We start from the raw sequence: 23,701 nt of genomic DNA on the forward strand, positions 1-23,701 counted from the left end.
GGCGGCTTTAACCAGGGCGCTTCCGCCGGTAGCTAGGATCATGGCTACATCAGGGTGTTTCATCAGTTCGTTGGTGGCTCCCATGGAGACATTCAGGATACATCCGATGACCCCTTCCGGTGCTCCTGCGGCCACGGCGGCTTGTTCCATGATTTTCGCCGCTTCATGGGTGCAGCGTACGGCACTTGGGTGGGGGGAGAAAACGATGGCGTTCCGGGTTTTCAGGGCGATCATGGCTTTGTAGATCACTGTTGAGGTGGGGTTTGTCGTCGGGATGATCCCGGCGATGACGCCCACGGGTTCGGCGATTTCCCAAAGTTTTTGCTCCTGATCTTCCCGAATGATTCCCACGGTTTTCATGGGTTTGATGAACTCGTAAAGGGTGCGCGAGGCAAAATAGTTCTTAAAGCATTTATCGTTATAGTTGCCCATCCCCGTTTCGGAGACGGCCATCATGGCTAATCTGGCTGCATTGGCTTCCCCGGCTTCCCGCATCATATCAATAATATGATCCACTTGCTCTTGCGAGAAGTCCTTCAGGGCTTCTTGGGCTTTGCGCGCAGCTCGCACTAAATTTCGGGTTTCCTGTAAGGAACATAAATCTCGGTCAAGTTCCATCACGAAGCTGCCTCCTCCCTGTTTGTACTAAATATAGAAAGCATAACTTTTCCTTGCATACTGCAAGAAGGGGTAATTTGTGCGAAGACAGTGTCTGCAAGAAGGACTAATACGTGCGAAGACAGTGTCTTCGTGTGCGTGTGTGTGGGGGGGGGTGTGCTAGCCTAGTCTTCTATATTAGAATTTTAATCCGTTTTCACAGACGTCGATGACGGCTCTTTGGAAGGCTTCGCAGGCGGATTTGCAGGCACTTTGCGAGCCGGTTAAGAGTCCGCCGCCAAAGTTGGTTTCCGTCGGGGGGCCGTAAAAGGCTTTCATGCTGACTTCGGCGGCTTTTAAGGCGGCGTCTAAGCCAAACATAGCTTCAATCGGAGGGGCGATCAGGTAGGACAGAGCCTGACCTTCTTCGATACCGGCAACTTTAGACAGGTAACTTCCGGTTCGTGAGATAGTGTGAGGAAAGAACGCGGTTTTTCCTCCGTCACAGGTGTAGAACCAGCATTCATTTTCTAGGTGTTCGATGCAGGCATCCACTCCCGCCCGGACTTCCGCCGGATTAGGGCCTGCTAAGATGCCAATGATTTCTCCGGATAGCGGGCCGGAGGCTCGGGCTGCTCCGCAATAGAAGCTCTTGGCATAGACAACTTCGACTTCCGCTTTTTTAGTGGCTTCATCTAAGGCCACATAGGTAGAATCATCAATGTCGGCGGTGATCATACTGATGGAACGCTGATAGTCCGTCAGTCCCAGCTGCTGGGCCAGATCCGGGGCTACATTCGGGATTAATCGGACGGCTAATACTTTGGGTTTTAGAGGCTCTATCATAGTTATCCTCCCTATTCCTGCCGGACGCTTTTCTTAAGATCCGACGATTTATTTGTTCTCAACATTTTTGGATTTTGGCTTTTCTTCAAAGACGGGTAATTTAGGCAGGATAGCTTCTAATTCAGGGTGTGGGCGGGGTATAACATGACAACTGATAAGCTCTCCGACTCGCTCAGCAGCGGCTGCTCCCGCATCAACGGAGGCTTTTACCGCTCCCACATCTCCTCGAACCATGACCGTCACTAAGGCACCTCCAACTTTTACTTTCCCGATTAAGGTGACATTGGCTGCTTTGACCATGGCATCTGCCGCTTCAATGGCTCCTACGACTCCACGAGTTTCTACCATTCCTAGTGCTACTAAATCTTCTCTTATAGCCATTTGGGTTTGCTCCTCTCGTTATCGTTTTATTAATAGGTTTTATGACTCTACTTATATAAAGCAGGACTTCCATATTACTAATAACCTCAACCGCTACAATGGAATCAAATAATATTAATTACAATCAGTACATTGATTTAGTCCTCGACAACTGGTAGTCTGATAAAAAGAACAAGGCGATCACAAAACCTTCGGGACTCATTTAGTTAGTTTGATTAGTAATCACCAAAGTATTAGTTAAGGTTATCTTCAACTCCTTTCATAAAATTGTCTTTGAATCTAATATGCAAATATTATGCCATTTTAAAAACTGTTGCTTATCATAGTAAAACCTAAACTTTCTATTATTAAAGTTCCTAACTAAACGAAAAAATAAGTCAACATTGACTTCATTAAGTCAAAATTCTCATTTCAAGGCTATAACAAAGTGCTTTAGCAAAAACTCTAATTTGAAAAGTTTAAAAATAGTAAAATATTTCTCACCCGAAAATCAGTAGGAAAAAAGGTTTTTTATAAGACAGGTCGAAAATCAATAATAAGTCATAAATGATTTAGTTACCTGTACCCATCTTCACTTTTGCTTTTAGACATAAATCCTATTCTAGGGAGGTATAAGCAGGATGAATACGGAACCTGAAGCGTTAGATTTTAACACACTTAAAAAAATCCTTGACAATTCCCATGATGAAATCTATGTAACAAACGCTAAAGGAATCGTCATTTACGTAAATAATGCCTGTGAAAAACATTACGGTGTAAAGGCCTCAGAGATTATTGGCAAAAAGTCGAGGGAAATATCTGAGAAGAAATATTGGGGACCTCGAGTCAGCCCCATCGCCATTGATAAAAAAATGAGCATCACACTTGAACAAAAAACATGTACCGGCAAAACATTGCTTACTACGGCAACTCCTATCTTCGACTCTAATGGCAACATTGAATTGATTATTGAAAATTCTAGAGACGTTACTGAATCGGAAGGTATCAAACACGAATTAGAGAAAAGCACTAAGCTATTAATGAGATATGAAAAAGAAGTCGCTGTCCTTCGTGAAAAAGAAACTAAAATACCCGACTATGTTTGTAAAAGTTCAAAAATGGAATCTCTTTTAACACTTGTTCGACGAATCGCTGCTGTCAATTCAACAGTTCTTTTGCTTGGCGAATCCGGATCCGGAAAAAGTCACATGGCTAAATATATCCATAATAATAGTCCCAACAAAAACGGCCCTTTTATTACTGTTAACTGTGCTTCAATCCCTTCCGAACTGATGGAAGCCGAAATGTTTGGGTATTCTAAAGGTGCTTTTACCGGAGCAAATGTAAAAGGTAACATAGGTTTAATTGAATTGGCAAATGACGGTACCCTTTTCTTGGATGAGATTGCCGAGTTGTCCCCCCGCATGCAGGCCAAGCTATTACAAGTTCTGCATGAGAATCAATATTTTAAAGTCGGAGGCCGCGAGATTCAGCAAGTTAATTGCCGAGTTATAGCCGCTACAAATCGCAACCTACAAGCAATGATTAGTAAAGGAGATTTTCGAGAAGATTTATACTATCGTTTAAATATCTTTGAAATAGTACTACCTCCACTGAGGGAACGAAAAGAGGAAATCATTCCCCTTGCCCAAGAGATTCTGTCCAAATTCAATCAAAAATACAAATTAGACCATGAGTTAAGTGATCGATGCTATGATTTATTTCTAAAATACCCTTGGCCGGGCAATGTTCGAGAACTAGAAAATATTATTGAACGTTTAACAGTAGTAACTCAGGCAAAAGTTATTGACGACTTTGATTTGCCTCAATCATTTCTAACTTCAATAGAGCATCCGACCCCTTCTACACCAACCCCCCCTAACAAACCCCTTTCCCTTGAAGAAGCTTTGTGTGACGTGGAGAAAAACCTGATCCTGGAAACCTATAAAACATTAGGAAGCTCTTACGAAGTTGCCAAATTCCTCGATATCAGCCAGAGTAAAGCTAGTCGATTAATCCGAAAATATGTTCATACAGATGATTAACAAATTAATCTACAAAAAAAGCAATATACCCCAAAGCTATACAGCAGATTAAACCAATAACATTCTCTACAAAAAACAAGACATCGAGATTTCTGGAGAATTCCGGCTTTATTTTTTTCTTTATGAATAAGGTGATAATCATTGCCCCCATATTCAGAACAAATAAAGGAATAAGTACAAATCTTGAAAAATCAGGTGTCAGCATTTGTTAAACTCCTCCTCCGTATTGAAATAATTAAATTCATTATAGTATAAAAATTCTACAAATGATGAGGTCCTTCGGGAATCTTGTTAAAAATGGCTAAGGAATAATTCCTTAGCCATTTATTTAATAAATCAGCTTCAACTCTAAATTCGTTTTTTGATTAAGAGTGCATTCCTGCAAAAAACTCTTCATTATTATCAATAGGTTCATCAGCAATGGCTGATAATTGTTGTGCTGTAGGAGGTGGAGAAGCATAGGTACCAATGATGACCCCTGCAATACCACAAACCAGTCCAACAACACAATAACCATAGTAAGAGTTTGCCATTGCTCCCGGGCCAAAAATCCAGTCCCAAATTGGAGTATTATAGGAGAATGCCCACACCTTATATTCAAGAATAAAGAAGATGAAGGTTCCTAAAGTTCCAAACAATCCGCCAAGCATTACGCCTAACAAAGTTGCACGCTTCCACCACAATACATAGAGCATTACAGATATACCAGCGGTAAGTAATCCTGAGGACAAGAAGTATGCATCATTGAGAGTTGCTCCAATGACTGGGCTATTATAGAGCAAAGCTAAAAGTATGTTTATCACAATCATGAAAACTGTAACCATGCGCGACCATTTAACGATTTTGGCATCAGACCAATTTCTCTTCTTATAAATTAATGGTTGTAATACATCATAGGATAGGTTCATTGCTGTTATGTTACTATAGTTAGCAACCGTTGACATTGTATGAGCAGACAATAAGAATATCAACAGTCCTTTAAGCATGGGCGGCATATAAGTGTTGATATAGGCTGATATTATGTTGTAAGCTCCTTTATCTCCTAAACTTGAAGCAGCAGCGTACACACCATCCGTTGCTTCAGGTGGGAAAACGATAAGTCCAAAAAGTCCAATAATCGCGGCGGGAGCAACAATGATGAAGGTATTGAAGGTAAGGCTATATAACCCTCCACGACGTGCCTCACTTGTACTTCTAGCTGCTTGAGCTTTTAACCAAAAATCTTCGGCTGCAGCCCATCCAGGTACCAAACCAAGCATAACAATCAATGGGAAGGATAGTGAGACATAAGCGAAGAAGCTAGCCGAGTTCTGAGTTGAGTCAACTGGATAAGCCATACTGTTGACAATCGGCTGGGCCTCCAACATGCCCAAAATCGTTGTTCCTTGAGCTGTAGCAATACCTTTGGCGGTTAAATACATTGCAACAGCTGTAACAATCAGAATGATTGCTCCCATAAAGAATTGAACAACATTGGCATTAATTACTGATCGGAATCCACCCATCCACATGTATATTGCAATTGGAATCGCATAGATAATGATCATTGCCTCAATGGAAATTCCGAGAGCAGGTGCCATGATCAGTGAAGCCGCGTATAATTCAGCCGCTGACCAAATTGTATAGGAAAAGATATTTATTGGAGCGGATAGTATCCTAGCCGGCAGTCCAAAGCGTTTTTCTAGCATTTGGCATTGAGAGATAGCCTTAATTCTTCTTAAAGGACGGGCCATTAGAAATTGCCAGATGTTCGAAAAAAACCACGGGATAGCTACGACCCACAAGCCTGATAACCCCAGGTCATAGGTCGCCCAAGTCATCCAAGTGATCATACCAATTAACATCCACCCGGACGCTACAGACATACCTACCATATATGCCGGTTGACTACGGCCTGTGATCCAATAATCATTATGCTCTTCTTCAGCACTGGCTGTAGCTTTTTGCGTTCTATAGGCATTCAAGCCTACTACGATAAGGAATACGATATAAGCAAAAAACACTAACCAGTACCACAATGGACTTACATCAGCATTACCCATTCTATTCACTCCTTCATATGAATTCACAAAATCCCGAAACCAACTTGTTATTTTCTGATCATGTATCACATCCTTTTTTTGCAAATCAATCTACTCAATAACGCTATAAAAATTATTGAAATAGTGCGAAAATATAGCTTATCTTTCACTATTGCAAAAATTATGCCAAATGTGACATCCTTTAATTTAGCCGACAAACCTGATGCTTTGGCTTATATACCCTATAACCAAGCACTATAGCGAGTCAGTTTTAACTCGTCTAAGTCAGAATAGAGAAAGAGCCGATAATTATATCGACTCCTTCGTCTACTTCATTAATATTAGAATTTCGGTTTTCTTGGTCTTCTTCTAGCTTCTTTTTCCTTAGCCTTAATCTCCGTCGTTTCAGCTTCAGCTTCTAAGACTATTTCTTTCAGCTGGCGTTGGATATCTTCAGGCAGAGGATTTTGATTTTGGTAGTTCTCAAGAATATCAATAGATTTGGCATAGGAGGTTTCGACAATATCCTTACTGCCAGCCGCTTCCCAGTTTTCTCTATTCCTACGATCTAACAATTCTGTTTTGGACAGCTCTTTAAAATGCGCATAAGTGTGTTCATGGCTAATGAACTCTCCGCCGATACCTACCGAACGGACAACTTCCAAGGCCATTTTCTCATCACTTATGGGTATCCCTTTAATGGTATGCATAATCATACGAGCCATCTCGTTTTGCATGACCATTTGAGCATAGTCCCAAGTCAAGCCACCTTCGAGCATCCCTAAACCATATATCATGTTAGCGCCTGCTAACGCTGGTAATAAAGCGGTTAGGGTAAACTCATGAGCTGCTTGGGCATCCGGTACTTTGCTATCTGTCTATCCACCGGCAACCCAGACTGGAATATTATAGAATTGAGAAAGTTTGGCACAAGCTGCACTAAAGAGAGCCAGTTCAGGAGTTCCGACACATGCAACAGTCGTTCTCAGATCCATCATGGTTGTGGAAGTACCATAAACCATTGGATACCCTCTTTTTACGAGTTGACCTAAGACAAACATACTTAAGATTTCGGCATTGTGAGTCACTAGAGTACTGGCCAAGTTAACGCAGGTAGTTCCTCCGGCAAGACCCATGGAATTGATTTTTGCCGGAACACCTAAGCGAATCGCTTGGAGAAGAGTGTCTGTCGCGCCTTTTGCATGAACTAAGGGAGCAACAGGGTCTGTACTTTGTGAGAAAAGGGGTCTTTCCCGGAATTTATCTTCGCCACCGGAAACAAGATAGCCCATTTTGGCAGCCGCACGCATATTTTCCGGGCGATTCATCCCAATATAAGCATGCTTTGTCGAATAATTGAAGAATGATTCCGCTATATGAACTTGTGCAACATCTGGATCAACTTCCGAGGGCCCTAAAGCTCTTTCAAAAACAATAATCTGATCCATTGTTTCACAAAAACGAGTTACGTCATCTACGTCTTTTTTAAACGGCTTCCTTAATTGGCGTGTATAAGGGTCAATCAGTCTGATAGCTTCCCCAAAGTTAACAAATCCGGTGCGATTTCCTTCATTCAGCCAATCATTTTCACGTTTTCTTCCACAAGCTCTAAATGTTTTAGGAATTGAGCGAATAGCGTCTTCAACTAAGTGCGCTGGTATTTTGACAATATTTGTTTTTCGATCAAGAGTACATCCAGCACTATAGAAAATTTCCCGTGCTTCTTCACTTTCAACTCTTACTCCGATGTCCCAAAGCAGATCTAATGTGGCTAAATGTACATCGTACAGCTCATCGTAGGTAAACATATTTAGCCCGATCCCATCCATTCTAGTAGAACCAGCATGTATACCTCTGTATGTCAAAAAAATCACCTCCATATTTATATAGAACCAGAAAGTCACGATAAATTAGCCAGAATTATATGAATAAACCACCCCCTTAAATAACTATAGATTAAAAATAATCTAATTATTCGGAAGCCAAAAGTCTCTTGCAGAGCTCAACAGCGGACCCCGCATCCGGAGCATAGCCGTCGGCACCAATGGTGTCAGCATATTCCTGAGAAACAGGCGCTCCCCCGATTATGACTTTAACTTTGTCTCTTAGCTCTTCTTCTTCCAACAATTCAATAATATCTTGCATGGCAGGCATTGTCGTAGTAAGCAGAGCTGATAAGGCAACAATATCAGGTTCATGTTCAATGACGGCATCAATAAAATCTTCCGCAGAAATGTCTACTCCCATATTGATTACTTCCAGACCGCCGCTCTCAATCAGCATGCCGACAAGATTTTTACCAATATCGTGTAAGTCTCCTTTTACAGTTCCCAGTAGAATTTTTCCTTGGCTTTTTTGATCGGCTTTGGCGATTAGGGGTTTAACAATTTCCAGTCCACCACTCATGCTTTTCGCTGCCATGAGAACTTCCGGAACGTACATATCCCCAGCTTTAAAACGAATTCCTACAACATTCATTCCGGCAATTAGGCCCTCATTGACAATCTCAAGAGGACTATTCCCAGCGGCGATGAGATTTTGAACATGCTCTTTTACCTTATCCTTTTGACCCTCGATAACACTTTTTGCAAGATCGGCATAGTTAGACATTCCTTAAATTCCTCCTCTTTTTCAAGTTATAAAGACATAGACACACTAAGAGTTAGCCCTTGAGAAAAACCTTCCGCTATATTGGCAAGGTTTTTTATAATAAAGCTTGCTCTTGCAGTTTTCGAATCATGAACAAGCATTATTTCTCTTTGGTGAATGATCATTAGTCGTTAAAAAACTTCCCTTTTATAAGCGCGAACCATAATTTTGATTAACGTGGGTCGAAGAATACTTTTCCAACTTCCACCCAGGAATTTTACAGGTAGTACAAGCACGAAAAAATAATTTATTCCGAAGACAACGAGCTGCACGACTGTGTTTAGAATTGTAAATTTGAAATTTCTCATTGCAATGGGTCACGATCTCTGCCGTATTTCCTCTTATTGTCATACTTTTCACGCCATGTAGAGTACCACTTCTAGAGGGCCAAAGCTTTAATTTTTCTACGAATTTAAAAAAATCAACATTCTTGCGATAATAACGTTTTTTTTTGGTTGAGTCTGCTGTCATGACATCACTCCTATCGGGATCCTACACTCTAGTCATAAAACTCTAGCCAGAGTACTCCTTCTCAAATACTATCTATAGTACATCAAACATCATGGTTCCTACGCCTATATGCAGGGGGTCATGTATTAATCTTGTAAAGACCTTTTTCAGACCGTCAGCCTGGACGCCAAGAGGTATACCGGGAGCCGCAATCCTCGTATTTTCAGTGATATGTTCTAATAAAATGATATTTTCTGCGGGACAAGCATCAACTATGTTTTGATAACGGTTTAAGGCAGTATTTAAATCAGTCTCGATAGTTACCCTATACCCGTGCCTTATTAAAGTCTCTTGGAGTCTTTCGCTTGATGCACTCACAATGTCATAAACTCCAACTTCAGCTCTAAAATGAGCAAGGGCGATAGCCGCCCCAACGCCAACCGGGCCCGCTCCAAGCACTAATACCTTTTTACCTACTAATCCATCATTCATTCGCTCAAGTCCAACAGCATATCCTCTACCAGTAGCATCGCCATTGTCAGAGACCTTACCGGTACGCACATTTACAGCAACAAAACGTTCATCATCTGCCATAAATAACACTTCTGCGCCCTCTTGAATTGCCTCCGCAACCCCACCGGCATCCCAACTCTTAGTCGTTAACGCCTTAAAGCCCAGATAGCTGATTATTCCGGTTACAGATTCCGCAAATCCCTCAATTATTCCTTGACCACAAGACATTGGAATTACAGCTACTTTTAGTTGAAGATGGTTAACTTCGATGTTAGCTTGAAATCCTGCTGCTCTCTTAGAAAGCTCTTTCAGCGAACAACCTGTTTTATCAATCAATTGTTGGTCATAGTCTTCTAGTGTTGTAGGAATTTCTACAACGTCTTCGTGCTTTAGTCTTGTCAAGATGATCAACTCCCTGAGGCATATATTCTTTCAGTTAGGTCTGGATGGTTCGGATCTCTGTCGTAGTAATGATGGATTCCCCATTCATTTTTTATTGATTGGATAACAACCTCACGCTGTCTCCAGGCCGCTTGTAGGTTTTTTCCTTTTATGATTAAAGTAGCTACCCATTCAGTCTTACCGGGAATATAGTTAGAAATGGCTTCATCAGCTCCAAAGAAATCCGGATAGAGGTGCAGGGGCCCTGAGTCGGCCATGATATGCTCTCCGCATATTTCAAGACCATCGTTCCAGACATGGATGTGTTCAAAGATAACGCCAGATTGTTCTTTTATTTTAAACTCAGTCCAAGGTACCTTGCTGACAAAAGCCTCCCCAATAACTTTTAACATATTAACTCCTGTTGAATGAAAAACAGTAATCGGAGTTTGACTTGGAATCCTGGCATCTATTTCCAGAACCTTCAATTTACCTTTATGCAAGATTGTCTCTATATCCATAATCCCGTTTAACTTAAGAGTTCGCGCTAGGTTTATGCCAATTTGTTCAAATTCATTTCTCAGTTCATCCGATAATATGGCGGAACCAATAACTCGCTTACAATCATAGTCTTCATCCATATGAAGTTCGGTAATCTGCAGCACTTTATAGACTCCTGAGTATCCAATGACTTCTAATGAATAGGATGGCCCTTCTAAATACTCTTCTATGACCCAGTCTGTTAACCCATTATTAAATAAACTCTTAAATTCTACAGCACTTTTTACCTTATGGACTCCTTTACTTCCACTTTCACCAGATGGCTTAACGATTATTGGAAATCCACATTCCGGCCAAGGGATTGGCTCCGGAACCCCTGTACGGGCGAACATTTCATTCGAACTAATTTTCGAAGAAGAAATTCCATAGGCCTTACTATCAAAAAGTAAGGGAACATGAGTATAATGAGCGCTTTGGACTAAACTGTCTAAAACCTCTTGATTTTCTAAAGCAGGAATAATAAGATCTATATCTTTTAGAAATGGAATCCATTCAACAGTTTTTGTTACATCTACAGTACAGAAGTGGTCACACAATTCTGCTGCCGGCACCCACTCATTCTTATCAACCAGAACTACTTCCCAGTCTGCTTTTTTCGCTAAGTAGGCTGCCTCTAATCCTTGGAGCTTACCCCCTACAATTACTACTCGCACCTTAGGGCCCCTTTCTAGAAATTATGTGAAAGTTTTTTTCTCCGTTGAATCCATTCTGCGTAATCATCACGGCTTGCCAAACCAAGCCCGCATTTCTCTAAGACTGGAGCAATCTTACTAATTGTTCTATTTCCATCTTCAATATCTAACGATTGATTAGATACTCCGGCTAAGCCTGATTCAGGAGGGATAATTGACGTAACAACATTAGCCCCTGCGTTAAGGCGTTCTGCTAGGCCGTTTAGCCCGTCAACATCCAATGAAGCAGGAATTAAGAGATCCGGGAACACTAAGCGCATGACGGCGATGACAAGTAACTCCTTTGCGCGTGGAACCGGAGAAAAGTTTTGCATAGGTGTGCCTTTTTGCGGTATGAAGCTCATTATTCTTACTTGATCTGAACCCAGCCTGCCCATTTCCTCCAGTGAATCAACCAAATCTTCGTCAGTATCCCCGACTCCGGTAAGTAAACCTTCTTCTAGGAGAAGGCCCATTTGTTGAGCTACTCTCTTTCTCTGCATACGTTCTTCAAAATTTTGTCCAAGTCTTAACTTGCTGTATAATTCGGAGTTATGAGTTTCCTGATAAGTAGCATACCAGTCAACGCCAGCCTCTTTAAACTCCATGAGAATATCTTCCGGAACAACCCCCGCTGAAAGCATAACAGGGATATTTGTACTCTTCTTTATCATCTCAACGGTTCTAATCATATGGGCAAATCCCGCACCTTGATTCTCAAAAAAGAAAGGATCTTCACCCATTGTTAAATCTATTAAGTTTACACCTGAATCTATCAAACTAAATGCAGTTTTCATGATTTCCATATCTGTTTTACGATAACGTTGGAGTTCCTTATTTGACTTTCGATATAAACAAAAAGCACATTCATTACGACAATAAGTCGAGAAATAGACGAAGCCATAGGTGAATACCTTATTCATAAAGTAACGTTCCCTAAGAAATCTAGCTGTTTTAAAGATTTTGGCTACGTCTTTTTGATCCGTTACTTTTAACAAAAAGAGAAGTTCATTGCGCTTTAGAGGGATCTCTTTAGCGGCTTTTTGTAATATTTCATCTAATATTGAAGTTGGCAAATCTACTGCCATTTAGTCACCTTCTTTTTTTGTTTAAGTATACTACATAATTTATATTGAGCTATAGATTAACTTGAGTTGGCAATTTCGTGTTCTCTTTGGCTAATTAAATTAGATTCTTACAATTACAAATATTAGATGCAAGTTTTATGCCACACCAAAAATAATCACACCAAAATATTTTGATTATCTAAAGATTTCTGAGAATCCTTCTGGGATAAGGGATTTATCTGTTCTCGTTAGATCTATTTCTCTTTAGAAAAGCAATTGTTATATTTTGAGGAGGTTAAAGATATTAGTATTCAAGTCGGTCAGTACTTCATATAAGTCATTATTAACTTGCTATCTTCCAAGACGTGCGAAAGCTTCCCCGCTACTTAAAAGAGCTATAGGGTCGGATAAAAAATTGGCCCGGTTTTTACACCGGACCTTTAAAAGAATTCAGAGATTTAGATGTGAGTAAAATTGTATAATCTAGAAAAGCTACTTATTATTGGTTAGCTTTAATAGCGCTATCCAGGCTTCCATCGTGAATTAATGCATAAGCCCTATTAAATCTATTTAATCCATATGGCCAATATTCTTCTCTTGACTTGCCCATGGCAATTTGTAGTACTGCCCAATATGACCATAAAGCATCACACAAAAATTTATTAATTATCAGGGATCCGATTTGCTTGTCTGTCAAATCCCCACCATAGTACTCTTTCAAGAAGAAACGTTCTTGCTCACCAGTTAATTCGGCTTCTATAGCCAATGCTCCCAGATCAAATAGCGGATCGTTCATTCCGCCATACTCCCAGTCAATAAGATAGAAATTCTTTTTATCGTCTAACCAGTTTTCACAAAGTGGGTCATTATGGCAAGGTGCTTGGGGCGGAGGATTTTTTCTAAAGAGTTCTTTAATTTCCTCGATTTTATTCTCCATAGTTTCAGCACCTTCATAAAATTCTGAATTTTTATCTGCTAATAATTTAATGTAAGCATCAATTTCTTTTAATGGGTTAAAAACGGAGATGAATTCCTTTTGACAATCGTGATACTTTTTGAACACTTGAGCCGCCATACTCAGATATTGTTGTTGTTCTTTAAAATCCGGTATATGTAAGGTTTTACAATCATCAATATACTTACACACCTGGTTTCCCGTAGTTTCATCGTAATAAATAATCGGAGCACTAATTTGAATATCAGCCATTAATTGCGCATTATGCTTTTCTGCCGGACGATTTAAGTATTCCATCGTACCTGCTCCCGCGAGCCTCACAGCATATGTAACTCCACCAATTGTTACTTTATAATTGCTATTGGTTAATCCACCGGGCAAAATTTCAATTTCACTAATTCGGGATTCGTTAAAAAAGGGAATCTCGCTGATCATTTTGTAGATGCGTCCGATATGTTCCTTGGATATGGAGGGTTCGATCATAACTTGTTCGTGCATAATTATAGATCCTCCCGTTCAAATTAGAATTTTCTCAAACACACAACTCAAATTCCGAACTCTGGCATTAGAATTAGATATTTAACCGTACACCATTAAGATACGTAAGGCTCCTACCCATGCTTTGGACATTTTGGGATCCCTCTTTAATCATTAGTAATCGCTCTAATCCAAACCCTATACCAACCCATGGATCAAAAATTCCCCATTGATCATCCAGGACATGAGGACCCATAGCACTTGAGCCTAATTCAATACCCTTAACAACATCTAAGGTATCTCCATAAACAACAGAAGATTCCGACTCTAGTTGGTAATCATCAATTCCCACTGTGTTCATAACTAAGTCAGCAAGTTCTTTTAATCTTTGATGCCTCTGATCAAGCGGCAATCCTAATTCCGTTAAGTTAAGCATTGTAAACTCATTCAGATGCAAGGAACCTTTCGATTCTTTCCTATAGCAAGTCCCTATTTCAAAGATCCTGATTGGTTTTTCCCATAAACGCAAAAGATCTCTCCAGAGGGTATAAAGATTTGGCGCCAGCATAGGACGTAAACATCGCTTTGAATCAAGCCAAAATACTTGCGAGAAAAGCGGATGTTCATCCGAGACGGACATTTTGGCTAGGGCGGTTTTGGAAATGATCGTGGGAGTGACTACTTGGACAAATCCCTCCTGTGTCAAAGCTTCTACAAGCTGTTGTTCAAGTACACTTAAAGACGGACGCCGATTAGTTTCTAACAATTCTTGTAACTTTTGTTTTCCTCTAATAACCAGGAGATGTTCCTGTTCCTGATAAGCACGATCCCGTTCTTGATGAGACTCAAAACACATTTCTTGCAGTACTTCACTAGCATTAAGTTCTTGTAATCGTTGTTTTTGGATGGGTGTCCATGTAATGCTCACTCTCAGTTTCCCCCCTGATAATATTGGCGAGGAGTACGGGAGTTTCACCCGCCTACGCGGATTTAGAGTCCACGCGATCAATCCGATCTACCCCCCATTTAAAAATGACTTCAAGAACTCGCCTGAAATACATTCTTTTATCGTTGCAAATTCCATGCCAATTCTGTGGTTAGATAAATATAAATTTCAGTAAACCCTTTATTTACAATCTTAGCCTTGTTTAGAGTACACTTTTCAGCATTTCCTTTGGATTTCAGCCTAAAGCATCACAGTTTGTCTCAAACCCTAAGAAGCAACCTTCAACTAAATTCTATTTTATCTTACACTAATACAATAATTCAAGTCACGAAGGACTTTTCTCAGTCATTCATGACTTATTTATACAGTCAGAAAGTATAAACTTGCGTTATATACTGCAAGAAGTTTTAATACGTGCGAAGACAGTGTCTTCGTCCAAGCATAAGTGCAACTAAGCTACCGCCTGCGCCGGAGGCTGCAAGACGGCTAATACGTGCGAAGCCAGTGTCTTCGGGCGCTAGCCAAGTTTTCTAATGAGTCTTATTATTGTTTTCGCTACACTACAAGTTCTTTCTCTGAGTAAATGTGATTAAACCTCAAGGCCGAATCACCTAGATCCTAATTCTCTGAAAGGTGTCAAACCTAATTAATTTAATTCATAGTGGTAAACAGTTCCTGATAAACGGTTATCGATATTTTTGACTCCCAGTGTCCAGTCACAATTGCCAAAGCGATAATCAAAAACCACAGAGCCAAAACTCCTACAGCCAAATTTTGCGGGGACAGAAAACTTCGACCTTTAACAGCTTGAAACTTGAGTGTGTCATTTACAGGGCATTTTTGCACACAATTCAAGCACCCCGTACATTCCGGAGACCATACCCTCTCTGCCTTCTCAACAAGCACCCGGTTCGGACAACTTGCGTTACATTTTCCGCAGTGAACGCAGGATTCTCTATTACGCGTGATTTTGAAGGGACTGAGTAGGCTGAATAGTCCCAAAAGTCCTCCGTAAGGACATAAATAGCGACACCAAAAGTTTTCAAAGAAAATCGATAATAAAACAATAAGTCCGATTACACTCATCCCTACGATGCCCAGATTACGAAAGAAAGACAGCATCTTCACATCGGCCAAAATATTATATGGAGTGTACATAAAAGATATGGCTTCTGAACCGCTCATCATAAATAAAATACCCGCAATGAAGATGGACAAGAGGATGTATTTGAGCGATCGCAAACAAAGGTCTAACCAGTTAGGAATCTGAAAATTTCTCCCGAAAATCTGTTTGCCAATTTTGGCTAGTCCCTCTGAAAGTGTTCCAATGGGACAAATCCAAGCACAGAAGGATCGTTTGACTAACACTGATAAAGTGATCGCTGCCAGGAATATCACTAACCCTGCCGGATGAATAGGATCGAATCTCCCAGTCGCAACCCATGCCTTCAGACCAACTAGAGCACTGATTGGCAAAAACCCATCTACTCCCGCCGGCCTAGAAACCGTTAAAGCTGAGTTATTGGCCAGTTGTTCAGTAAAAATGACAAAGACTACTCCTATATACAGTACTATAGCAGCAAAGAGAAATTGTACAACATTTCTAACCGAAATATTTCTGTGGATGTTGAATTTCATATTGACCCCCAATCTAGATTTGCTATTAACTTATAAGGTTCATACTCTACTCTGAAGAATCCCTCCTGGGTAGACATGGGGTCGGTTCTTCTGTCAGGCTCTGGGGCGGAGCGCTTGTCTGCACGCGTCCGCGAGTTCCGCCGCTGGCTCGCTGGACGGTTCGCGAGCGCGTCCGAACCTCTGGGTATTTCTGAATGTGAACCTGCGGCGCGCTACGGGGACGCGAACCGTCGGCGCTTGCCTTAGCGCGGCTTCACTGACGCATCCGCTTAGCAGAAAATCGCTCCTCCAGCCAGTTTGTTGGGAGTGGAAGCAGAACTTTGGGGGTGCTATGAAAAGGCTTCGTGGAATCTTTTCATAATCTGCAGGTGCTGCGACAGCGGCATGGCAGGCTACTCTGGAAAGGGGTATAATCCCTATTATACTAAAAAAACACGCCCAAATAGTGATATTGATCACATAGAATATAAAAAGACAACAATACCATTGTACTCATCAGTATTGTTGCCTTTTTATATTCCGATTTAAGAAGAAAGTCTCCTTAGTATCACTGATTACCACTTTTTCAGCTGTTAATAATTTTCCCGCCATTGATGTGAAGCATCTGTCCCGACATATAACTTGAGTCATCAGCGGCTAGAAAAACATAGGCCGGTGCTAACTCTTTAGGTTGTCCGGCACGTTGCATTGGGGTGGTGCTCCCAAAAGTCGCCACGCTGTCAGCTTGAAAAGAAGCAGGAATTAACGGTGTCCAAATCGGACCAGGAGCGATGCCATTTACTCTAATCCCCAACTTGCACAGGGATTCTGACAAAGAACGGTTAAAGGAAACCACTGCTCCCTTAGTGGCGGAATAATCAATTAGTTGATCATGTCCCTCATAGGCTGTAATTGAGGCAGTATTTATAATCACACTCCCGGCCTTTAAAAAGGGCAATGCCGCTTTAGCCATAAAGAAATAGCTAAAAATATTTGTCCGAAAGGTTCTTTCCAACTGTTCACTTGTGATATCTAACAAACTATTCTGTGGGTGTTGTTCTCCGGCATTATTGACTAAGATATCCAGTTTTCCGAAGCTTTGTACAGTTTGATTCACGACTTGCTGACAAAACCCTTCATCCCCAATATCTCCGGCATAAACAAGGCAGCGCTTGCCTAATTGTTCAATGCGAGCCTTTGTCTGATTGGCATCTTCATGTTCATTCAAGTAGATAATTGCAATATCTGCACCTTCCTTGGCAAAAGCAATGGATACCGCTCGTCCAATTCCACTGTCCCCCCCGGTAATTAGAGCAACTTTTCCCTTAAGCTTGTTGTTCCCCACATAATTGGCATCTTCGGCAATCGGCAAAGGATTCATCGAGGATTCCAGGCCCGGTTGCTGTTCTTGATGCTGAGCAGGAAAAGTAGGTTGAGGCATGTTCGTCATTGTAGTTCCTCCTAAATCACTAGTTCAGTATTAAAATGGCCATTTTTCAGATTTATAGTCGTAAATTTTAATGTTCTTCAGTAGGATTGTAAGCACTTAACTTATAGCTTGTTAAAAGATACTACTTTACATATTCCTCAGAAGTGATATCATATATATATCATTATGAACTCAAGGAGGAATTAAAATGATCGAGAAAAAAGCTTGGGCCGTGAATGGTTATCTTGCTCTAATTATTATTCTCGCACTGTTTATTGGAGGTATTGCTTTAGTCATTCAGAAAAACTTAGTGGGTATCCCGATTATTATCTTGGCTATTATCCTAGCTTCCGGTATTCTGGTGGTTCAACCCAATAAATCCTATGCCCTCGTGTTTTTCGGGAGCTATCTGGGGACGGTCCGCCAACCCGGTTTATGGCTCAGTGTTCCACTTGCTATTCGCAAGGGGGTATCTTTACGAGTGCGGAACTTTAACAGCAAAACTTTAAAAGTAAACGATATTGAAGGTAATCCGGTGGAAATTGCAGCAGTCGTTGTGTTTCGCGTCGTTGATACCGCTAAAGCCATGTTTGACGTTGAAAAATACGAAGAATTTGTAGAGATTCAGAGTGAAACAGCATTACGCCACATCGCAACCCGTTATGCCTACGACAACTTTGAAGGTCAAGGCTTTTCCCTTAGAGGAAATCCTGAAGAAGTATCCCATGAATTAATGAACGAGCTTCAACAAAGGCTTAATCTGGCTGGTGTAGAAGTAAGTGAAGCCCGGCTCACCCACCTGGCCTATGCTACAGAAATTGCCGGTGCCATGCTTCAGCGTCAACAAGCTTCTGCTATACTCTCCGCTCGCCAAATTATCGTCGAGGGCGCAGTGGGTATGGTTCAGATGGCTATTGAACGAATCGAGAAAAATGGGGTTGTAGAACTTGATGATGAGCGTAAAGCCGCAATGATTAATAACCTCTTAGTCTCTATCGTTTCCGAACGATCGGCTCAACCTGTTATTAATGCCGGAACAATGTATTAGTTAACTCCTTATTTACAATCTCTTCTCTGAATAAATCAATTATCTCGAACAGCTTACATTGGATGTGTTTAAAATGGCAACAAAGAAGCAATTCCCTTTGCGACTTGATCCAAAGCTTTATGCCGCTCTGGAACGTTGGGCCGCTGATGAATTCAGAAGCACTAATGCTCATATTGAGTTTTTACTTCGGGACGCAGTGCGTCGGGCAGGACGATTACAAGAGCATCCTACCTCAGAGGATTCAAAAAACTAAGGTTAGATATAACAAAAGAAGCTGGTGCACCTACGTGTTCCAGCTTCTTTTCATCTTATTCTTCGGTGGAGGTAGACTCCCCTACGAAAACCCGATGTTCAACTATTGTTGAACGAGTTCTCTAAGCCCGAATCATTTGGCTTCAGCGACTCCCAAGGCAAAGGCTATCTTATTTAATTCCAGCAGCTTGGCTGGTATTCTTGCTTCAAGGGCATTTTTCCAGGTATCCTCCGGGAAATTCATGTACTTAGAGAGAACTCCCATTAGAACCACATTTGTTGCTTTAGCATTACCGGCTTCGGAAGCCAACTTTAACCCGTCCAATTCAATATAACGCTCCACACGTTCTTTGAGGTCACTTAAAATTGTTTTCGGGTAGGTTTGGGCTCCGATAAGAACTGTTAAAGGTACAATTTTTTGCGTATTGACGATTAAGACGCCGTCCTTTTTTAAGAAGTGAGCCCACCGATAAGCTTCCAGTTGTTCAAAGGCTACAATAAAATCTGCCTCTCCGGGCTCAATAACAGGAGAGTAAACGTTTTCTCCCATCCGAACTTGGGTTACAACAGATCCCCCTCGCTGAGCCATACCGTGGATTTCCGACATCTTTACCTCATACCCTTGGGCCATGGCGACATGAGTTAAAATTTTCGAGGCTAAAATTGTTCCTTGTCCGCCAACTCCTACGAGTAAAACATTAGTTATTTTAGACATTACCGTCACCGGCCTTTCGCAAGGCATTAAACTTACATATATTTATGCACACTCCGCACCCTGTACATAGGGCTTGGTCAACTTGAGCAGTTTTATTTTCTTCATCAAAAGAAAGTGCTGGACATCCTAGTTTTAGGCACATTTTGCAGCCACTGCAGTCTTGAACTTGGAGAGGCTTTTCTGTGTTTTTGATAATAAGAGCACAAGGACGTTTAGCAATAATCACTGAAGGTTCAGGAGCGGCAACTTCTGATTTAATGACTTCTTTAACCCTTGTCAAATCAAAAGGATCAACCTCGGTAACACGCTTTATACCCAAAGCCTTACATAAAGCAACAAAGTCGACTTGAGGAGCCGGCTGACCCATAAGTGACTGGCCGGTAGATGGGTTATGCTGGTGCCCTGTCATGGCTGTGATGGAGTTGTCGAGAATAATTGTCATTAGGTTTCCACCGTTATATACCACGTCCATAAGTCCGGTAATCCCGGAATGGAGGAAAGTTGAGTCACCAATTACTGCCACCATATTTTCGGCCATTTCCGGATGAGCTTTGATCATACCTAAACCCGCTGAGATTGAGGCCCCCATGCAAATTGTTGTATCCATTGCTTGGAGAGGAGCCATTGCCCCCAAAGTATAACAGCCAATATCACCTGAAACGATCAGTTTAAGTTGTTTAAGGGTGTAAAAAACTCCACGGTGTGGGCAACCGGGGCACATCACCGGCGGACGAACCGGCGAGTCAAAAGCCGGAGCTACCGTTATTCCCGGTTGACCGCTGATCTTTTCCCCTACCATCCGAACGGAGAGTTCCCCATAGGGTGGGAAGAGTTCTTTACCTACCACATTGATGCCCAGTCTACGAACTTCGTTTTCCATATAGGGCTCCAATTCCTCGACAACATAGAGTTTATCGACTTTAGCCGCAAACTCTTTAATCAAGCCTGACGGTAAAGGATTGGTCAATCCTAATTTTAGAACAGAAGCCTTAGGAAGAGCTTCTTTAACATATTGATAGGAAATCCCAGAGGTTATAATTCCAACGGTTGGGTCATCCATCTCCATATAATTAACTGCCACTGTCTCTGTATAGTCTGCGAGTTTATGCATCCTTTCTTCCACTACTAAGCGCCGAGCGCGTCCATTGGCCGGAAGCATAACATATTTACTTTGGTTTCGCTCATAAGTCTTGATTATTCGTTCTTGAGGATCATTTAACTCTACAAAGCTCTGGGAGTGGGCTATCCGTGTGGTTATCCGAATCATTACGGGTGTATCAAAAGCTTCGGAAATCTCCATTGCCAAGCCAACCATGTCTTTAGCTTCCTGAGAGTTGGAGGGTTCTAACAAGGGTATCTTAGCAAAGGCTGCATATAGTCTATTATCCTGCTCATTCTGCGAGGAGTGCATTCCCGGATCATCCGCTGACACTAAGACTAAGCCAGCACGAGTTCCAGTGTAAGCTACTGTAAAAAGCGGATCTGCAGCTACATTAACACCTACCATTTTCATAGCAACAATAGAGCGAGCGCCGGCAATAGCTGCCCCGATTCCGACTTCCATCGCTACTTTTTCATTAGGCGACCACTGACAATAAACTTCAGGGTATTTCACAATATTTTCGAGGATTTCAGTACTTGGTGTGCCAGGATAGGCAGCAGCTACGCCGACTCCATATTCATAGACACCCCGAGCAATTGCCTCATTGCCTGTCATTAATTTTTTCATGCTTTCTCTAGTCTCCCCCCTTAGTAGAAATGATCAAATTTTTTCTAAAATGAACTCATATAAGCATTTTAACTCAAAAAATAGAAAAATGTAAAGAGTCTTATGCTTGTGTTCGGCTTAAAGCAGCCATGGTTATGGCCATAAACTTGTTCCTAGGGGTGTCGCTGCGTGAGGTCAGTACTATAGGCACCTTAGCCCCAAGGACAATTCCTGCCATTGTAGCTCCTGCAAAATAGACCATTGATTTTCCTAAGACGTTCCCTACCTCGATGGTCGGAGTTAAAATCAAATCGACCTCGCCATTAATCTTACTGCTAATTCCCTTATGTTTTAGTGCAACAGCACTTACTGCTCCGTCAAGAGCTAGCGGGCCTTCTACAATCGCCCCGGAGAATTCTCCTGCTTTTCCCATTGCGACTAATTCCTTAGCATCCATTGTCGCAGGCATTTTAGGATCAATCATTTCATTAGCTGCTAATATTATGACATTTACTAAATCCATTCCGATTCTTTGCAAATAGAACAAACTGTTTTCTAATATTTGCTTTTTCTGAGTCAAGTCCGGTGCAATATTCATTCCTCCATCTGTTACAAAGAACAAATGAGAGTACCCAGGTACTTGAAATGCTGCTAAGTGACTCAGTAAGCGTCCAGTTCTAAGTCCTCCTTCAGGACGAAGTACAGCGCGTAAAAAGTCCGAACTGTTAATCAGCCCTTTCATCAAAAAATCCGCTTCCCCATTGACAATTGCATCTACGGCCTTATGAGCTGCTTCTTGAGGATTTGCTTCATGAATCAACTTGGCTCTTTCCAAGTTCCACCCTATTTCCAAGGCTAGTTCCTCGATCTGATTGACATCACCAATAAGCAGCGGTGTAATCAGTCCTTCTTGTTCGGCTAATTTGATAGCTTCCATTACTTCTTTATCGGCAGCAGCTGCCACAGCTACTTTTGCCCGGCCTAAACTCTTAGCTCTATCGAATAAAGCATCGAACCCGCTAAAGCGCATTGTTACACCCCATTTATAGAAAACTTTATGCTTCAAACGACACGACGACGACGACGAAGACACTGTCTTCGCACGAATTAAACCCACTTGCAGCACTGTCTTCGCACGTATTAGCTTCTTGCAGTAGGTAACGAAAAGTTATCCTTTCTGGCTAGTATTCCTAACTCAATTAGTAGGTATAGGTTAAAGCTTCCTCTTCTCCATTAAGAACTCTCAAGGCACCAAGAGCTAATGCTTCCATCTCTTCTTCGCCTGGAATCACAATTACCTGAGCAACAAATGATACCCGCCGCGTGATTTCCTGTGTAATAAACTCTGAATGCGCAAGTCCCCCGGTCAAGACTATCTGGTCAACCTCACCTAGCAAAACCGTTGCCATTGCCCCAATTTCCTTCGCTACTTGATAACATAGTCCTTCGAGGATAAGACTTGCGTAGGAGTCTCCGTTTTTCATCCGTTTCTCAACTTCCTGAGCATCTTTAGTTCCCAGATAAGCGAACAAACCACCTTCCTTAAGGATTTTAGCTCGCATCTCCTGCTCAGTATACTTCCCCGAATAGCATAATTTTACAAGTTGAGCGCTGGGCAGGGTACCGCAGCGTTCAACCGAATAAGGCCCCTCATTATTAGCATTATTGACATCAATCATTTTCCCTCCCCGATGAGGGGTTACTGAAATTCCTCCACCTAAATGAGCAACAATAAGGTTAACCTCATCATAAGCCTTCCCTAACCTATTTGCCACCTTTCGGGCTACAGCCTTCATGTTTAAGGCATGGGATTGGCTGAGTCGGGGCAGTTCAGGGAGTCCCGAAAGCCTGGCTACCGGCTCCATTTCGTCAACCGAAACGGGATCTACAATATAGACAGGAACTTTTGTTTTCTGTCCCAAGTAATAGGCAATGATACCACCTAAATTTGAAGCATGTTCCCCACCAGGCGGGTTTTGCAAGATTTTAACCAGATTTTCGTCCACCAAGTAAGTTCCGCCAACAAGTGGATTGAGCATTCCGCCCCGTCCCACTATTCCAGCAAAAGAGTCCAGGGAAGATCCTTTTTCCTCCAAGAGCTCTAATATATATTTGATGCGATATTCAGATTGATCACTTACCCGTGAAAAAGTGTTAATCTCCTGTGCAGGATGATTTATTCCATACTTCCATAAACAATTGCAATTCTCATAAACAGCAATTTTTGTTGAAGTTGATCCAGGATTAATAACGAGTATTTTCAAGAATCTATCCCCCTAGTTTTATATAAAAGCAATTTTTATTAGTTAATGATCACTTAGCTGAACCAACCCTTCCAGCCTTTTATTATATCACAACATATCACAACTAAAACGCAAAATGCCAAATGCCTT

At 41.6% G+C, this 23,701-nt stretch carries 21 protein-coding genes and 1 pseudogene; 3 read left to right on the forward strand and 19 right to left on the reverse strand.

All coding sequences use genetic code 11. The annotated features are described in order from the left end of the window. The 3 genes from BLS16_RS21000 to BLS16_RS21010 all read right to left on the reverse strand — a co-directional run. Nucleotides 1-618: aldehyde dehydrogenase family protein (locus BLS16_RS21000; protein WP_143015557.1), on the reverse strand; the 618-nt coding region annotated here is incomplete at its 3' end. A 177-nt stretch (nt 619-795) separates the two neighbouring features. Continuing rightward, nucleotides 796-1,443, reverse strand: coding sequence for an ethanolamine utilization microcompartment protein EutL (gene eutL / locus BLS16_RS21005; RefSeq protein ID WP_092335580.1), 648 nt, complete (start codon nt 1,441-1,443; stop codon nt 796-798). 48 nt (nt 1,444-1,491) lie between these two features. After that, entirely contained in the window at nt 1,492-1,824 is a 333-nt protein-coding gene (locus BLS16_RS21010) for a BMC domain-containing protein (protein ID WP_014902499.1), read from the reverse strand. 620 nt (nt 1,825-2,444) lie between these two features. On the opposite strand from BLS16_RS21010, the gene BLS16_RS21015 reads away from it, so the two are divergent. After that, nucleotides 2,445-3,848: a sigma-54 interaction domain-containing protein gene (locus tag BLS16_RS21015; RefSeq protein ID WP_092335581.1), complete on the forward strand. Its 1,404-nt coding sequence runs from the start codon at nt 2,445-2,447 to the stop codon at nt 3,846-3,848. Nucleotides 3,849-3,852: 4 nt separating this feature from the next. Here BLS16_RS21015 and BLS16_RS21020 read toward each other — a convergent pair whose 3' ends face one another. The 12 genes and pseudogenes from BLS16_RS21020 to BLS16_RS21080 form a co-directional block, all read right to left on the reverse strand. Beyond that, entirely contained in the window at nt 3,853-4,053 is a 201-nt protein-coding gene (locus tag BLS16_RS21020) for a hypothetical protein (protein ID WP_092335582.1), read from the reverse strand. A 160-nt stretch (nt 4,054-4,213) separates the two neighbouring features. Beyond that, complete coding sequence (locus BLS16_RS21025) at nt 4,214-5,890, reverse strand: sodium:solute symporter family protein (RefSeq protein WP_092335583.1); 1,677 nt, start codon at nt 5,888-5,890, stop codon at nt 4,214-4,216. Nucleotides 5,891-6,210: 320 nt separating this feature from the next. Continuing rightward, a pseudogene (gene mttB / locus BLS16_RS24460) lies at nt 6,211-7,749 on the reverse strand ([trimethylamine--corrinoid protein] Co-methyltransferase). A 91-nt stretch (nt 7,750-7,840) separates the two neighbouring features. Beyond that, a complete protein-coding gene (locus BLS16_RS21040; protein WP_092335585.1) occupies nt 7,841-8,479 on the reverse strand; it encodes a cobalamin B12-binding domain-containing protein in 639 nt (212 codons plus the stop codon). Nucleotides 8,480-8,665: 186 nt separating this feature from the next. Next, nucleotides 8,666-8,989, reverse strand: coding sequence for a pyrrolysine--tRNA(Pyl) ligase small subunit (pylSn, locus tag BLS16_RS21045; RefSeq protein ID WP_092335586.1), 324 nt, complete (start codon nt 8,987-8,989; stop codon nt 8,666-8,668). A gap of 72 nt (nt 8,990-9,061) precedes the next feature. Continuing rightward, nucleotides 9,062-9,883, reverse strand: a complete 822-nt coding sequence (gene pylD, locus BLS16_RS21050; protein WP_092335587.1) for a 3-methylornithyl-N6-L-lysine dehydrogenase PylD — start codon at nt 9,881-9,883, stop codon at nt 9,062-9,064. A gap of 5 nt (nt 9,884-9,888) precedes the next feature. Continuing rightward, the gene (gene pylC / locus BLS16_RS21055; RefSeq protein WP_092335588.1) at nt 9,889-11,076 is read right to left on the reverse strand and encodes a 3-methylornithine--L-lysine ligase PylC; all 1,188 of its coding nucleotides are present in this window, start codon (nt 11,074-11,076) and stop codon (nt 9,889-9,891) included. A 14-nt stretch (nt 11,077-11,090) separates the two neighbouring features. Continuing rightward, nucleotides 11,091-12,182 carry a methylornithine synthase PylB gene (pylB, locus tag BLS16_RS21060; RefSeq protein WP_092335589.1) on the reverse strand — a complete coding sequence of 364 codons (1,092 nt, stop codon included), beginning with the start codon at nt 12,180-12,182 and terminating at the stop codon, nt 11,091-11,093. Between the two features lie 478 nt (nt 12,183-12,660). Then, nucleotides 12,661-13,614, reverse strand: a complete 954-nt coding sequence (locus BLS16_RS21065; RefSeq protein ID WP_092335590.1) for a choline kinase family protein — start codon at nt 13,612-13,614, stop codon at nt 12,661-12,663. 73 nt (nt 13,615-13,687) lie between these two features. Beyond that, complete coding sequence (gene pylSc / locus BLS16_RS21070) at nt 13,688-14,521, reverse strand: pyrrolysine--tRNA(Pyl) ligase large subunit (RefSeq protein ID WP_092335591.1); 834 nt, start codon at nt 14,519-14,521, stop codon at nt 13,688-13,690. A gap of 669 nt (nt 14,522-15,190) precedes the next feature. Next, a complete protein-coding gene (locus BLS16_RS21075; RefSeq protein ID WP_092335592.1) occupies nt 15,191-16,177 on the reverse strand; it encodes a 4Fe-4S binding protein in 987 nt (328 codons plus the stop codon). A gap of 565 nt (nt 16,178-16,742) precedes the next feature. Beyond that, nucleotides 16,743-17,606, reverse strand: coding sequence for an SDR family oxidoreductase (locus BLS16_RS21080; RefSeq protein ID WP_092335593.1), 864 nt, complete (start codon nt 17,604-17,606; stop codon nt 16,743-16,745). Between the two features lie 187 nt (nt 17,607-17,793). On the opposite strand from BLS16_RS21080, the gene BLS16_RS21085 reads away from it, so the two are divergent. Together BLS16_RS21085 and BLS16_RS21090 are read left to right on the forward strand one after the other, a co-directional pair. Continuing rightward, nucleotides 17,794-18,633, forward strand: coding sequence for an SPFH domain-containing protein (locus tag BLS16_RS21085; protein ID WP_092335594.1), 840 nt, complete (start codon nt 17,794-17,796; stop codon nt 18,631-18,633). A gap of 73 nt (nt 18,634-18,706) precedes the next feature. Next, nucleotides 18,707-18,886: a type II toxin-antitoxin system antitoxin gene (locus BLS16_RS21090; protein WP_092335595.1), complete on the forward strand. Its 180-nt coding sequence runs from the start codon at nt 18,707-18,709 to the stop codon at nt 18,884-18,886. Between the two features lie 132 nt (nt 18,887-19,018). On the opposite strand, the gene BLS16_RS21095 is transcribed toward BLS16_RS21090, so the two are convergent. The 4 genes from BLS16_RS21095 to buk form a co-directional block, all read right to left on the reverse strand. Further along, nucleotides 19,019-19,600 (reverse strand): indolepyruvate oxidoreductase subunit beta, encoded by a 582-nt coding sequence (locus BLS16_RS21095; protein WP_092335596.1) that lies wholly within the window; start codon nt 19,598-19,600, stop codon nt 19,019-19,021. Continuing rightward, nucleotides 19,593-21,329 carry an indolepyruvate ferredoxin oxidoreductase subunit alpha gene (iorA, locus tag BLS16_RS21100; RefSeq protein ID WP_092335597.1) on the reverse strand — a complete coding sequence of 579 codons (1,737 nt, stop codon included), beginning with the start codon at nt 21,327-21,329 and terminating at the stop codon, nt 19,593-19,595. Before iorA ends, BLS16_RS21095 begins: the two co-directional genes overlap by 8 nt. Nucleotides 21,330-21,429: 100 nt before the next feature. Further along, complete coding sequence (locus BLS16_RS21105; RefSeq protein WP_282433783.1) at nt 21,430-22,374, reverse strand: bifunctional enoyl-CoA hydratase/phosphate acetyltransferase; 945 nt, start codon at nt 22,372-22,374, stop codon at nt 21,430-21,432. 133 nt (nt 22,375-22,507) lie between these two features. Further along, nucleotides 22,508-23,572, reverse strand: a complete 1,065-nt coding sequence (gene buk / locus BLS16_RS21110; protein ID WP_092335599.1) for a butyrate kinase — start codon at nt 23,570-23,572, stop codon at nt 22,508-22,510. Between the last annotated feature and the right edge of the window lie 129 nt (nt 23,573-23,701).

This window comes from Desulfosporosinus hippei DSM 8344 (assembly GCF_900100785.1).
GTDB classification, from domain to species: domain Bacteria; phylum Bacillota; class Desulfitobacteriia; order Desulfitobacteriales; family Desulfitobacteriaceae; genus Desulfosporosinus; species Desulfosporosinus hippei.

Bases quoted from the DNA above. Each gene is read 5' to 3' on its own strand.
- eutL (WP_092335580.1), bottom strand. From the start codon at position 1,443: ATGATAGAGCCTCTAAAACCCAAAGTATTAGCCGTCCGATTAATCCCG.
- BLS16_RS21010 (WP_014902499.1), bottom strand. From the start codon at position 1,824: ATGGCTATAAGAGAAGATTTAGTAGCACTAGGAATGGTAGAAACTCGT.
- BLS16_RS21015 (WP_092335581.1), top strand. From the start codon at position 2,445: ATGAATACGGAACCTGAAGCGTTAGATTTTAACACACTTAAAAAAATC.
- BLS16_RS21020 (WP_092335582.1), bottom strand. From the start codon at position 4,053: ATGCTGACACCTGATTTTTCAAGATTTGTACTTATTCCTTTATTTGTT.
- BLS16_RS21025 (WP_092335583.1), bottom strand. From the start codon at position 5,890: ATGGGTAATGCTGATGTAAGTCCATTGTGGTACTGGTTAGTGTTTTTT.
- BLS16_RS21040 (WP_092335585.1), bottom strand. From the start codon at position 8,479: ATGTCTAACTATGCCGATCTTGCAAAAAGTGTTATCGAGGGTCAAAAG.
- pylSn (WP_092335586.1), bottom strand. From the start codon at position 8,989: ATGACAGCAGACTCAACCAAAAAAAAACGTTATTATCGCAAGAATGTT.
- pylB (WP_092335589.1), bottom strand. From the start codon at position 12,182: ATGGCAGTAGATTTGCCAACTTCAATATTAGATGAAATATTACAAAAA.
- BLS16_RS21065 (WP_092335590.1), bottom strand. From the start codon at position 13,614: ATGCACGAACAAGTTATGATCGAACCCTCCATATCCAAGGAACATATC.
- BLS16_RS21075 (WP_092335592.1), bottom strand. From the start codon at position 16,177: ATGAAATTCAACATCCACAGAAATATTTCGGTTAGAAATGTTGTACAA.
- BLS16_RS21080 (WP_092335593.1), bottom strand. From the start codon at position 17,606: ATGACGAACATGCCTCAACCTACTTTTCCTGCTCAGCATCAAGAACAG.
- BLS16_RS21085 (WP_092335594.1), top strand. From the start codon at position 17,794: ATGATCGAGAAAAAAGCTTGGGCCGTGAATGGTTATCTTGCTCTAATT.
- BLS16_RS21090 (WP_092335595.1), top strand. From the start codon at position 18,707: ATGGCAACAAAGAAGCAATTCCCTTTGCGACTTGATCCAAAGCTTTAT.
- BLS16_RS21095 (WP_092335596.1), bottom strand. From the start codon at position 19,600: ATGTCTAAAATAACTAATGTTTTACTCGTAGGAGTTGGCGGACAAGGA.
- iorA (WP_092335597.1), bottom strand. From the start codon at position 21,329: ATGAAAAAATTAATGACAGGCAATGAGGCAATTGCTCGGGGTGTCTAT.